This window comes from Leptolyngbya sp. FACHB-8 (genome assembly GCF_014695575.1).
Lineage (GTDB): Bacteria > Cyanobacteriota > Cyanobacteriia > Elainellales > Elainellaceae > Vacuolonema.
This window is the reverse complement of sequence record NZ_JACJOO010000061.1, coordinates 1-12,890: the sequence shown is the minus strand read 5'-3', so window position 1 is coordinate 12,890 and position 12,890 is coordinate 1. Positions and strand designations below refer to the sequence as shown.

The following is a 12,890-nucleotide window of genomic DNA, read 5'->3' as shown; positions in this document are numbered from 1 at the left end:
CCGTGTTCCCCTAAAATAATGAGCGAAATCTGTAACAAAAACTTTATGAAAATCGTAGCGCTCATCCCCGGCACCCTGGAAGAGCAGATCTTCTTCTTTCCCACCCTGGACGCGTTGAAGCAAGCTTATCCAAATGCTGAGATAGATGTTGTGGTTGAACCCAGAGCCAAAAGTATTTATCGGCTGAGCAAGTCGGTTCAAGATACCATTCCCTTTGACTTCCAAGCTAACAGCAGTCCGGCGGATTGGGCTAACCTGCTAGGGGTACTGCGCGATCGCTACTACGACATTGGCGTTACCCTCACTCAGAGCAGCACGAGTGGCTTGTTGCTGTGGTTGGCAGGAACCCCGGTGCGTTTGGGTTTTGCTCCCTTTAGTAAACTATTCTTGACCAGCACCGTTCCTTACAAGCCGGACCAGTACCGGCCTCAGGTCTATCATGATCTGCTATCAGGCCTGGGGATTACAACACCGGCCCCAAACCTTGCGATTACGTTGTCTCGCAAAGATTTAGATTGGGCTGAGGCTGAGCAGAAGCGCCTGGGCTTGGCTGGGGGCGGCTATGTTCTGCTTTACGACAATGGGGCAGCTTATCCCACCGCTAGCTGGCAGACGATTATTCAAGATTTCCAGCAAAAACAACCTGGGCTGCCATTAGTATTGTTGCGGGATAGTGGCAATGGCGATTGGGCTAATGAGCTCGCCCAGGCGTTTCCGAAACTCGTGGTGACTCGCCCTGAGGATGCGGGTTTAATGGCGGCGATAGTAGCCGGTGCCAATCTGATGTTAGGGACGGTAGGCTTACCTGTGCAGTTGGCGATCGCGCTCAACGTTTACACGCTGGCTCTGCTTGGCCCCGAAAGCCCTTCCACCTTGTTGCCCAGTAACGAAAAGTTTGTAGGGCTAGCCGCTCCCGATGGGAAGTGGGCCAGCCTGACTCCGGAGACGGTGTTGCAAAAAGTTTGGGGTGGCTAAGCCCTAACCACCGAGCAATTCAAAAAAGCCGTCCTCCAGTTCGTAACCCAGCATTTGGGTCATGAACTTAACCCGTGTGCGGCTCAGACATCCGTGCTGGTGCATCCAATCCAAACAGGCAAATACCAGTTGCATGACAAATAGCTCCAGGGCTTCGGGGTTAAACTGAATGCCTTCGTGGGGGCTAAACTGATGGGGCACGAGCATGGCTGTATAGCGAGCCAACTCACCCTGTTCCCAATCCAGAATGAGGGGTAGCCAGGGGTAGCGTGCATTCAGGCGCACAAACCAGAGCCGCACTTCAGGAATCTCTGAGTACTCCCGAGGATCAGACGGGTCTCGGGGTAAATCAATGGCAAACTGTATCCGTAGGGGATCTGCACCATTGGTTGAGTCGAAAGCTGTTTTGAAGCCACTTGCCTGGAGCCAGGGCTTGAGAACGGTTTCGATAGGAGCTAGATCCAGGCTATTGAAGGTATCTGCATTTAGCGAAATTGTGGTTGTCATCGAAGCTCAGAGATGCGATCGCATTAAGTACACCTTTTCTAGCCTAGGGCAGGGCATGATGATTCAACCCCTAATCCCTCAGAAATCTCCCAGAAATCCTACAGGGACAACGATAGACAGCCTACTCAATCTTAAGTTAAAGTGGTAGTGAGTATGAATAAGGGTCGAGTTCAAGGATTGACCCATTGTGCCTGCCTTTGAGTCTCATCCACCGTTCTATGAAGCAGGTAACTCTCCTGGCAGTTCTCCGTGTAAGCCCAGTGTGGGTGTAAACAGTACTAATTCAATAGTGCAGGCGTTTACAATAGAGATCAGGTGAGGGTATTTCTCTATATCCATCTCAATTCCCTTACGAGTCTGTCCTATGGATAGTGAAGTCACAATTCAACGCCCCATTCGTTCCCTGGAGGATGCCTTAAACCGTTGCCAGGCATTGGGGATGCGTGTTAGTAAGCAGCGACGCTTCATTTTGGAGTTGCTTTGGCAGGCTCAGGAGCATATGTCTGCCCGAGAAATTTACGATCGCCTCAACCGACAGGGTAAAGATATTGGGCACACGTCCGTCTACCAAAATCTAGATGCCCTTTCCGAGCAAGGGGTCATTGAGTGTATTGAGCGTGCTGATGGGCGTCTTTACGGCAACATCAGCGATCCTCACAGCCATATCAACTGCCTGGACACCAACCAGATTATGGATGTTCATGTTGAATTGCCTGCTGATTTGTTGCGGCAGATCGAAGAACAAACAGGGGTTAAAATCACGAACTACACCATTGACTTCTATGGTTATCGTAATTCCTCAGTTGAGAATTAAGAGGTAGTATTGTGTGGATAGGGTGTGGTGGCAGGGACGCGTCGTGCCTCTTTCACCACAGCCCATCCGTTTGAACTGAGCCCATTAGGACAGAAATTAAAAAACAGGGGGAAGATCAATCAACTGATCTTCCCCCTATTTTTATAGCTGGGGTACCTGCATTCCCCGCTGTACCGCCGGGCGAGCTAGCAGTTCATCGTGCCATCGCTTGACGTGGGGAAAGGGTTCTAGGGTAAGACCTGCTTTTTCGCCCGTTACCTGATAACTATTAACCCAGGGAAAGGTTGCTATATCAGCGATGGTGTAGTCAGCTCCTGCTAGATAAGCATTCCTTTCAAGTTGCTTGTCCATCACGCCGAGTAACCGTTTCGCTTCGTTGGTATAGCGCTCGATGCCATAGGGAATCTGCTCGGGAGCGAAGTTGCGGAAGTGGTTCATTTGCCCAAACATGGGGCCGACACCGCCCATCTGGAACATTAGCCATTGCAGGGTTTGCGATCGCCCTACCAAATCTGTTGGCAAAAATTTTCCTGTTTTCTCTGCCAGGTAAATCAGGATAGCACCCGATTCAAAGACATTAAGCCCGGTGTCGTGATCAACAATGGCTGGAATTTTGCTGTTGGGATTGATTGCCACAAATTCTGGTGTAAACTGATCCCCTTTACGGATATCAATAACGTGGGGCGTGTACTTCAATTCTGTTTCCTCCAACATGATCGAAGCTTTACGACCGTTGGGGGTGGTGAAGGTATAGAAATCAATCATGGTTGATCCTTGTAGGTTTTTCGAATGTGTTGATTTTAGGCGCGACACAGCAAAATCAACACATTCGAAAAATGTCCCAGATTCACCTTTTGATGAATTCGCCCAGAGGGGGGAACCTAAATCAAACTGAACTCATCAACAGCAATGGGCGTTTAGGAGCGATATTGGGCATTCTAATACGGACCAATTCTGTGTTTGTTCACCTACGTTCTTGTTGGGAAGATTTACCATGACTGAACCTGGAAATTCGTCGGAATCTCAAAATACAGGGTTAAAGGGATTCAAGGTTACCTTGATGCAGGGCATCATCGGAGCCATTACCCTGGCGGCGACAACAGCAATTCCTCTTCTTGTACAACGAGCACTTTCGCCCCAACCTCCCGTGGTTCCGGCACAGGTTGTACCTACAACTACGGCCCCAGCTAATACGTCGGTTCAAAGCTCACCAACATCGACGGAACAGCCGTCTGTAGAGCCATCTGAAAGAAACAGCGATCGCAAAGGCCGTAAAAAGAAGAAAGATTAAGAACTGGAACTACAAGCTAAACCTTTGAGCGTGAAATGAGACATTTCACGCTCAATTTCTGGTGAATTGGCGATCGGCTGCAACGTCTACGACAGCGACATAGCCATTCTCAGCTCTCAGCGCTGACGGTTTGTGTGACTACTTCCGGTTGAGGAATGGAATCCACCACTTTTTTGGTGAAGCTGAGTTTTTGATCCACCACATCTACCATGATGGTGTCGCCAGAGATAAACGTGTTTTCCAACAGCTTGGTAGCCAGGGGATTTTCAATTTCCCGCTGAATGGCACGTTTTAGAGGGCGGGCACCATAGACCGGATCGTAACCAGCATCGGCAATGTGATTTTGGGCTTCGTTGGTAAGTTCTATCGAAATCTTCTGCTCCTGTAGCAAGCGATGGATACGCCGGAGTTGAATGCCGACAATCTGCCGCAATTCCTTCAGGTCAAGGGCGTGGAACAGGACAATGTCATCCACCCGGTTGAGAAACTCTGGGCGGAAGTGCTTGCGAAGGGCATCCATCACCCGCTTTCGCATCTGCTCGTACTTGGAGTCATCACCAGAGACATCCAGAATGTGATCGCTGCCGATGTTGCTGGTCATCACAACGATCGCATTTCGAAAGTCTACGGTTCGCCCCTGCGAATCAGTGATGCGGCCGTCATCCAGCATTTGCAGCAGGATATTGAATACGTCGGGGTGAGCCTTCTCGACCTCGTCCAGCAGCACGACGCTGTAGGGTCGACGACGCACAGCCTCCGTCAGTTGGCCGCCTTCTTCATAACCAACATACCCGGGAGGCGCCCCGACCAAACGGGAAACGGCGTGCTTCTCCATGTACTCCGACATATCAATCCGCACTAGGGCTTCTTCAGAGTCAAACAAACATTCCGCTAGCGCTCGGGCTAGTTCTGTCTTCCCGACCCCTGTTGGGCCCAAGAACATGAAGGAACCAATGGGCCGACCGGGATCCTTCAAACCCGAACGGGCCCGACGAATGGCTGCCGATACGGCCGCGACCGCTTCTTGCTGGCCGATTACCCGCTGATGCAGGAATGATTCGAGAGTCAATAGCTTTTGCCGTTCGGATTCGAGCAGACGATTCACCGGAATGCCCGTCCACTTAGCGACAATCTCTGCAATGTCCTCCTCCGTCACCTGTTGTTTCAGCAGAGCCGAACCACTACGATTCTGAATTTCCAGGAGGGCTGCTTCCTTGGCTTCTAGATTTTGATGGACTGTCTCCATCTGCCCATACTTCAGTTGAGCAACGGTGTTGAGGTCGTATTCCCGCTCTGCCTTTTCAATTTGGCGGCGTAGTTTTTCTTCCTCTTCCCGCAGAGCTTTAATTTCGTGCTGAATATTTTTCTCGGCTTCCCACTGCTCCGTCAAGCTTTGTTTGCTAGGCGTAAGGGTGGCAATATCGTTCTCCAGTTGGGTTAGCTTGTCCTTTGAAGCACGGAAGGCAGGGTTACTGAAGCCAAGACGAGCGCCTTCACTTTCAAGCGATCGCTTCTCAATCTCCAATTGTCGAATTCGCCGCTCAATCGTTTCCAACTGTACTGGCTTGGAAGTGGCCTCCATTTTTAGCTTGGCCGCTGCCTCATCCACCAGGTCGATCGCTTTGTCGGGGAGGAAGCGATCGGTGATGTAGCGATCGCTCAGTGTCGCCGCAGCAATCAGTGCTGCATCCGTAATGGTGACGTTATGATGCACCTGATAGCGGTCCTTCAGGCCTCGCAGAATGGAGATCGTGTCATCAACAGTCGGCTGACCAATGTAAACCTGTTGGAAGCGCCGTTCCAGGGCCGCATCCTTCTCGATGTGCTTCCGGTATTCATCCAAGGTCGTTGCACCAATACAGCGCAGTTCGCCCCGAGCCAGCATGGGTTTCAACAGGTTTCCCGCATCTGTGGTGCCCTGGGAAGAACCTGCGCCGACGACCGTATGCAGTTCGTCAATGAAAAGGACGATCTGTCCTTCGGAGTTGGTGACTTCTTTCAAGACAGCCCGTAGCCGTTCTTCAAACTCACCACGATATTTGGCTCCAGCAATGAGAGCACCCATGTCCAGGGAGATCAGCGTGCGGCCCTTGAGGGATTCCGGCACGTCCTCTTTGACGATGCGCTGGGCTAAACCTTCGGCGATCGCCGTCTTGCCCACCCCTGGTTCGCCAATCAACACCGGGTTGTTCTTGCTCCGGCGGGATAACACCTGTACGACTCGACGAATTTCTTCATCCCGCCCAATAACGGGGTCTAGCTTGTTCTCCCGGGCTAGCTCCGTCAAATCCCGCCCGAACCGCTCAAGGGCGGCATACTGAGATTCAGGATTTTGACTGGTCACTTTTTGGCTGCCCCGTACGGTTTTTATCGCGACTTCTAGCTGCTTGACTTCTACATTGGCTGTACGAAAAAGGCGATGGCCTACCCGGTCTTCTTCTGCTAGAGCAATGAGTAGGTGCTCAACGGAAATAAACTCATCTTGAAAGATTTTGCGAGCTGCCTCTGCTTTGTCTAAAAATAGATCCAATCCACGACCCAGGAAGAGCTGGTTGAGATCAGCAGCAGAAACTTTCGGTTGTCGCAGGGCAAAGGCATCCAACTGCTGCCGCAATCGAGCCGGGTCCATTCCGGCTTTCTCCAGAATGGTGTTCACCATGCCTTCTTCCTGGTCCAGAAGGGCGATCGCGACGTGCTCAACTTCCAGGTTCTGTTGCCGATAATTGCGGGCAACGTCCTGGGATTTAACGATGGCATCCCATGCTTTTTCAGTGAACTTCTTGGGATCAGTTGGCTGCATAGTGGATTGACGTTCCCTGGGACCCGTGTGTGTTGCTGTGTTGCATTGTTGCATTCTGCAACATCTATTGTAACAACGGCAGGACTTTCGTATCGTGATGGACTTTTGTTTGAAGAACTGTGATATCGGGGGTTCGGCTCCTGTTCGCTCAGGGCGATCGGTTTTCGGGCTGCAAAGCTGAGGATTTATGCCCGTAGGGCACGAACTCCCAGCTTTGAAGCTCCCGATCAGAATGGCTGGGAGCGATCGCCCTCAACCCGATTTCTCAGAAACCTGTGTTAAATCACTACCAGACTTGCCTAGAAACCTACCTGTAAGCTGAAGAGGATTGAAGGCAAACTGGCCTGTAGCTGTCAAATCTAATTCATATCTAAAATTTATACCAAGAGGGGTTTTCCCTCCTCGACTGCATCTGCCCCATGCCCACCCCCGACTTTTATCCGCCCCGGCTCAATCCTGCTCTGGTAACGCTACTCCAGATCATTGCTCCCCTCCTGGGGCGATGGCGCTATCGGATCAAACTCCAACTAACGGAGGGATCGCGAGAACGTTTTCGTGCGGTCGCAAATTATCCCCTTCTATTGTTGCCGAATCACCCGACCCATGTAGATTGGATGGCCATGTTTCTGCTATCCGGTCAGGTGCATGATCAGTTTCATTTCTTAGCCGCGATTGAGCGGTTTCGGGGGGGTGAGGGCTGGTGGCTGCAACGGATTGGAGCTTACTCGGTGCGGCGGGGGTTGGGCGATCGATCCAGTGTGGCCCAAACCTTGGAATTGCTGAGCCAGCCTCACTGTCGCCTGGTCATCTTTCCCGAAGGCGGTTACTCCTTCCAAAATGACACCGTTATGCCATTTCGAGCTGGAGCCGTACAGATTGCTTTGCAATCGATGGCACGCCAGGTGCGCCAGGGCAATCCTGTACCAGACCTGATGGTTCTTCCGGTCAGTCTGAAATACCGCTACACCAGCAATATGACCTCGGTAATCGATCGCACCCTACAACGGCTGGAGCGCACGTTTGATATCACTCCCAATACCAGCGATTTTTACCAGCGGCTGATTCAGGTGGCCGACTATTGCATGATGGGGCTGGAGCAGGAATATGGCCTGGTTATCGAGCGAGGGCTGCCCTGGAACGAACGCATTCAGCTAATTAAGGATCACGTTCTGCAATGCTGCGAGCAGGTATTAGATATCAATCCAGTCCCAAATGAACCTTTACGGGAACGGGTATATCGCGTGCAACGCACCCTGGATGCTCAAACAGCAAGCTTTATGCTGGATGACACCTGGACCTATGAGGCGATTCAAACGGCTACGGCTCGTTTGCTTAATTTCGATGCCATCTACTATGGCTATGTCGCGACTGATCCAACACCCGAGCGGTTTCTTGACACGCTGATACGTTTGGAGCGTTCCATCTTTGGCATTGATCAGCCACCCTCGAAGGGCGATCGCATTGTCGAAGCCCACATTGGTGACCCCATAAATCTGAAGAATTGGTTTGAGGAGTACCGACGCGATCGCAGTGCTACCACTGACCACCTCACTGAAAAACTCCGCCAAGAGGTGCAGAATGGCCTTGATCGTATGAACCGCTCAGGCTTTAACTTGCGTCTGCCACCCCCAAGCCAGCCACCGTTGTGAGACTTTACAAGCTTATTCAGAGTTTTGGGATGTAAGGAGCTAGCGTAGGCTCCTTACATCCCAAAATTCAAGCAACATCATCAACCACCGCTCTGTTTAGTGGGATACCCCAGCTGCGTTAGCAGTTGCACTAATTTCTGGCGGTGATCCCCTTGAATCTCTAACGTGTCGTCTTTGACGGTGCCGCCCGTGCCACATTGGGCTTTCAATTGCTTCAGTAATTTAGCCAGAGTCTCAGGGCTGGACTGAAATCCACTGATAACAGTCACAGTTTTTCCTCCCTTTCCTTTGCGAGTCGTTTGTACTCGCAAGGATTGCTGATTCGGCGGCAAATCCGGAACAGCTCGCTGCATGGCGGCGTTTGGTTCTCCAAACTCTTGCCAAACAACACGGGGGGCTGGCTCCCCTTCACTCGATTTACGCTTTGCTGCCATGCCGATAGTTCACCTTACAAAATGAAGAACGGGGATAGGTAGAAGACCACAGCCCCGGAAACTATTTTAAGAAATAAGTAACCCGAGTTCGGGTTAAGGGATTTTTGAGGGGCGCGCAAAGCACCCCTCAAAAATCCCATTTTGGTGTGTGCAGAGCGTACGCCGAAATGGGTGCTTAGGTTCCGTGCTTGTTTCAGGATTGCACGAGATTTGTAGTTTCCTGCCACAGCAGCTAACTACAGAAGTGAAACACGATCGCCTTCATTGGGGTAAGCCACTCAATCCCCCTATAATGAAGGTCGATCCACATTACAGCTTGGCAACCGTGACTCTCACTCCGCTTCCCAACTCTCAATCCAACAGCACACAACGCCCTGATAGCCAGGGGCGTTTTGGTCAGTTCGGTGGAAAATATGTGCCTGAAACCCTGATGCCAGCCCTGACAGAACTGGAGCAGGCTTTCTATCACTATTGGGAAGACCCAGCCTTTCAAACAGAGCTGAGCCAACTGCTGAAGGAGTATGTAGGTCGGGCGACGCCCCTCTATTTTGCGGAGCGGTTGACTCAACACTATGCCCGCCCCGATGGTAGCGGCCCTCAGATTTATCTGAAGCGCGAAGATCTGAACCACACAGGGGCTCACAAAATCAACAATGCCTTGGGGCAAGTCTTGTTAGCCAAGCGCATGGGTAAGCAGCGCATTATTGCTGAAACAGGCGCAGGGCAACATGGCGTTGCCACCGCCACGGTTTGTGCTCGATTTGGGCTTCCCTGCGTTATCTACATGGGCGTGCAGGACATGGAGCGACAAGCCCTTAACGTATTCCGGATGCGGCTGATGGGTGCAGAAGTGCGTCCTGTCGAATCGGGCACAGGTACTCTGAAAGATGCGACTTCAGAAGCGATTCGGGACTGGGTCACTAATGTAGAAACCACCCACTATATTCTGGGTTCTGTTGCGGGTCCGCACCCATACCCTATGATCGTGCGGGACTTCCATCGGGTAATTGGTCTGGAAACCCGGGCTCAGTGCCAGGAGAAGTGGGGTGGATTACCCAATATTTTGGTGGCTTGTGTGGGAGGCGGTTCCAATGCTATGGGGTTGTTCCACGAGTTTGTCAATGACAGCTCTGTACGGTTGATTGGCGTGGAAGCCGGTGGTGAAGGCGTTGAGTCAGAGAAGCACGCAGCTACGTTAACTCGGGGTCGTGTGGGTGTGCTGCATGGGGCAATGAGCTATTTGTTGCAGGATGAAGATGGCCAGGTCATTGAACCTCATTCCATCAGTGCGGGCCTCGATTATCCGGGTGTCGGTCCCGAGCATAGCTATTTGAAAGATTTAGGTCGGGCTGAGTACTACAGCGTGACGGATGCTGAAGCGCTGGAAGGTTTCCAACAGCTTTCTCGCCTGGAAGGAATTATTCCCGCCCTGGAGACAGCCCATGCGATCGCCTATCTTTCGACTCTCTGTCCCCAACTTTCTGGCAATCCTCGTATTGTCATCAACTGCTCGGGCCGGGGTGACAAAGATGTACAGTCTGCGGCTAAGTACCTGAACTTGTGATGATTCCTCGGTGGATTCTGCACGGCTTTGCGGCGATCGCCCTCCTGTTGGGGGATAAATTGCCGCAAGCCTGCAATCAGTTACCTATCCCACCTATTGGCTCCAATCCTTCTGCAACAACACCTGCTTCACCCGAGCTACCGAGTAACGCTCTGGAGCAAAAGGTTTTTGAACAGATCAATGCCTATCGTCAGTCCAAAGGGATGCCTCCTCTGGCCTATAGCTCTGTGATTGCCCAACAATCCAAGCAACACAGTGTTGAAATGTCCCAGCAAGGAGCGATCAACCATAATGGCTTTGAACAGCGGGTGGAGGCGATCGCGCAATCTATTCGCTATCGCAGTGCTGGTGAAAATGTTGCCAGTAATCGGGGTTATGCTGATCCCGCTGCTCAAGCGGTTATAGGTTGGCTCAATAGCCCCGGTCATCTGCACAATATTGAAGGCAATTTCAATTTGACGGGAGTTGGAGTCGTTCAAGCACCCGATGGTACGTACTATCTAACGCAAATTTTTATTCGTCGTCCCTAAATAGAAGACCTATGGCTATTGCAGATTTTCAGGTATGCGATCGCGACATTCCCGATGATGTGCTGAGTGTCTTTTTAGAGGCAGAGGCGATCGCCGTCGATACAGAAACGATGGGCTTATTGCCTCAGCGCGATCGACTTTGTTTGATACAACTTTGCGACCCTTTTGGAAATGTGGCAGTGGTCCGCATCGCTCGCGGTCAGCTGGAAGCTCCAAATCTTAAACAGTTGTTGGAAGCTCCAAATGTTACCAAGGTCTTTCATTTCGCCCGGTTTGATTTGGCGACCTTGCGCTATCACCTTGCTATTTACACAACACCAATTTTCTGTACAAAAGTTGCCAGCAAACTAGCACGTACATACACTCCCAAACATGGCCTGAAAGATCTGGTTATGGAGTTAGAACGAGTTGAACTTGACAAAAGTGCCCAAAGCTCAGATTGGGGAAACGTTGCTAGTTTATCCGACGAGCAACTCCGCTACGCAGCTAACGATGTGCGCTACCTCATCAGCGCACGCCAAAAACTCATTACCATGCTGGAGCGAGAAGAACGTTTGGAGCTAGCCTATGATTGTTTTGCTTGCCTCCCAACAATCGTTTCTCTTGACTTACAACAATACAACAATGTCTTTGAACACTAGGGTTGGCCTTAGAGGTTTTCTGTACGTGAATCACCTGAAAAAATAGTCTTCTCGTCAACTTACACCCACTTTAAAGAGAACAAGGAGGGCGTGAAAGCTTTGTCTTTATGCCCTCCTTTTTATAGCGCTGTGCCAGTGCGTTAAGTACAGTGGTGTGGGGCACGAAGTGCCCCACACCACTGTACTTAACGCACTGGCACAGCGCTATATAGTCTTTGTTACGTTAACCTGAGTTCGGGTTAACGGCGTTTTCGAGTGCCGCGCAACGCGCAGCACTCGAAAACGCTCATTTTGGCGTGCGCAAAGTGTACGCCAAAATGAGCACTTCAGCTTATCCCGAACTGAGATTAGGTTAGCTCAGACATTAGAGGAAGTGGGATCAATACTCTCCCTCTCTCCACTAACGTGGCGCTAGCAATAGTGTGAGATATGGACAATAACGGATTCTATTTGCTATTCACTAAATGGTGCATCAAAAATCAACTCCTGTTCAGGATTCATGATGTAGTCATAATCAAAAATAAGTGAATTTGGATGACGAATGATGGAAAAACCAAAGTGAGACACAATGTCTGTTGTGAACGTCACCATGACCAATTCCACTAATTTCTTTTCAGAAATTTCGGGCTTTTGAACAAAGTAGTCTCGCTTTGCAAAGAAGACACCTGCATCCTTCGGAACGATGATGCTATTGACTCGATGCGTATGTTGAATTGGCTTAATGTAAAGCGAGATAAATTCATCCTGGTTTCGTTGTAGACGGTATAACCGCTCATGTTGCCGCCAGCTCATACGGAACATCATTTTGAGCAGTTCAAATCCCAGGATGTAATTGAATACATTATTTCGTTCTTCTGTACTGAAAACGAGTCGTAGCGCCGATTCCAAATATAAATCGGGTTGCCGCCGAGCATCTTGAGCCGAATGAATATAAAACTGTCGAATATACTGCCGCAGTACCGCTGCACTCAGATCCGTCTGAATGCGAAACATTGCCAAGTAGTCCCGAACCCGTTGCTCTGTATCCTTATCATCAAGCTGTCGGGAAACTAGACCATCAGCAGTATAGTCATCCAAGAACTCCGCCTGCATTTCGGGTGAAGCGGCACACATAAGGTAGCACAACGAAAGGACATAGCGACGCTGATGCCAGGGAAGGCTCTCAGCCCAAATTTTAGCCTGGAGGGGCAGTTTACCCAAGATACCTTCTGACGGCGAATGCCAGGATTCGTCTTCCAGATTCTCCATCTCGTCCCAAAAAAAAGCTTTCACCATCGGGAGTGAGGTCCTATCGCTACAAGATGAAGCCAACTAGCCTAGGCACCCTGATTTATCGCTCTAAAGAATCTGAGTTCAGCCATTGTGCCAACTTCATTGTGCCCTAAGGCATATTGACAGTCCCCAGGGATTGCAATGAATTTTATATATTACATTCTCTACTCCCACTGTTTTGTGTAACAGTATGGCTAGCGAAAAACCCTAAATTCTTTACCAAAATCTCATCAGCTCTAAACTCTAATAAAGCTTGTACGGAGGGTATCATTTATGTCCCTATATGGGTTGATTAAGTACAGGAGATGTGGGACGCAGCACCACACTATCTCCTGTACTTAGGAGATTTCCAGTAATGAAATTCCCCCCAGAATGTTGGTGCTTTGCCCGCTTCGCGGGCAAAGCACCAACAT

At 50.4% G+C, this 12,890-nt stretch carries 12 protein-coding genes; 7 read left to right on the top strand and 5 right to left on the bottom strand.

Annotated features, from left to right (window positions below):
* Nucleotides 1–45 precede the first annotated feature (45 nt).
* The gene (locus H6F91_RS15510) at nt 46–975 is read left to right on the top strand and encodes a glycosyltransferase family 9 protein (protein WP_190773951.1); all 930 of its coding nucleotides are present in this window, start codon (nt 46–48) and stop codon (nt 973–975) included.
* Between the two features lie 3 nt (nt 976–978).
* Here the strand turns inward: H6F91_RS15510 and H6F91_RS15505 are convergent, their stop codons facing one another.
* On the bottom strand, nt 979–1,482 hold the full coding sequence (locus H6F91_RS15505; protein WP_190773952.1) for a CRR6 family NdhI maturation factor: 504 nt from the start codon (nt 1,480–1,482) through the stop codon (nt 979–981).
* Between the two features lie 364 nt (nt 1,483–1,846).
* Here H6F91_RS15505 and H6F91_RS15500 point away from each other — a divergent pair, with 364 nt between their 5' ends.
* Nucleotides 1,847–2,296, top strand: coding sequence for a Fur family transcriptional regulator (locus H6F91_RS15500; RefSeq protein WP_190773953.1), 450 nt, complete (start codon nt 1,847–1,849; stop codon nt 2,294–2,296).
* A 141-nt stretch (nt 2,297–2,437) separates the two neighbouring features.
* On the opposite strand, the gene H6F91_RS15495 is transcribed toward H6F91_RS15500, so the two are convergent.
* On the bottom strand, nt 2,438–3,061 hold the full coding sequence (locus H6F91_RS15495) for a glutathione binding-like protein (protein WP_190773954.1): 624 nt from the start codon (nt 3,059–3,061) through the stop codon (nt 2,438–2,440).
* Nucleotides 3,062–3,290: 229 nt separating this feature from the next.
* Here H6F91_RS15495 and H6F91_RS15490 point away from each other — a divergent pair, with 229 nt between their 5' ends.
* Nucleotides 3,291–3,587, top strand: a complete 297-nt coding sequence (locus H6F91_RS15490; RefSeq protein WP_190773955.1) for a hypothetical protein — start codon at nt 3,291–3,293, stop codon at nt 3,585–3,587.
* Nucleotides 3,588–3,696: 109 nt separating this feature from the next.
* Here the strand turns inward: H6F91_RS15490 and clpB are convergent, their stop codons facing one another.
* Nucleotides 3,697–6,387 (bottom strand): ATP-dependent chaperone ClpB, encoded by a 2,691-nt coding sequence (gene clpB, locus H6F91_RS15485; protein WP_190773956.1) that lies wholly within the window; start codon nt 6,385–6,387, stop codon nt 3,697–3,699.
* A gap of 419 nt (nt 6,388–6,806) precedes the next feature.
* Here clpB and H6F91_RS15480 point away from each other — a divergent pair, with 419 nt between their 5' ends.
* On the top strand, nt 6,807–8,036 hold the full coding sequence (locus H6F91_RS15480) for a 1-acyl-sn-glycerol-3-phosphate acyltransferase (RefSeq protein ID WP_199307856.1): 1,230 nt from the start codon (nt 6,807–6,809) through the stop codon (nt 8,034–8,036).
* An 80-nt stretch (nt 8,037–8,116) separates the two neighbouring features.
* Here the strand turns inward: H6F91_RS15480 and H6F91_RS15475 are convergent, their stop codons facing one another.
* Complete coding sequence (locus H6F91_RS15475) at nt 8,117–8,470, bottom strand: translation initiation factor (protein WP_190773957.1); 354 nt, start codon at nt 8,468–8,470, stop codon at nt 8,117–8,119.
* A 325-nt stretch (nt 8,471–8,795) separates the two neighbouring features.
* On the opposite strand from H6F91_RS15475, the gene trpB reads away from it, so the two are divergent.
* From trpB to H6F91_RS15460, 3 genes are read left to right on the top strand one after another with little or no spacing between them, the layout of a single operon-like run.
* Nucleotides 8,796–10,034 (top strand): tryptophan synthase subunit beta, encoded by a 1,239-nt coding sequence (trpB, locus tag H6F91_RS15470; protein ID WP_190773961.1) that lies wholly within the window; start codon nt 8,796–8,798, stop codon nt 10,032–10,034.
* A complete protein-coding gene (locus H6F91_RS15465; protein ID WP_190773958.1) occupies nt 10,034–10,564 on the top strand; it encodes a CAP domain-containing protein in 531 nt (176 codons plus the stop codon). Before trpB ends, H6F91_RS15465 begins: the two co-directional genes overlap by 1 nt.
* A gap of 11 nt (nt 10,565–10,575) precedes the next feature.
* Nucleotides 10,576–11,205, top strand: a complete 630-nt coding sequence (locus H6F91_RS15460) for a ribonuclease D (protein ID WP_190773959.1) — start codon at nt 10,576–10,578, stop codon at nt 11,203–11,205.
* A gap of 453 nt (nt 11,206–11,658) precedes the next feature.
* On the opposite strand, the gene H6F91_RS15455 is transcribed toward H6F91_RS15460, so the two are convergent.
* Nucleotides 11,659–12,453 (bottom strand): cobyrinic acid a,c-diamide synthase, encoded by a 795-nt coding sequence (locus H6F91_RS15455; RefSeq protein ID WP_190774627.1) that lies wholly within the window; start codon nt 12,451–12,453, stop codon nt 11,659–11,661.
* Nucleotides 12,454–12,890: the final 437 nt, after the last annotated feature.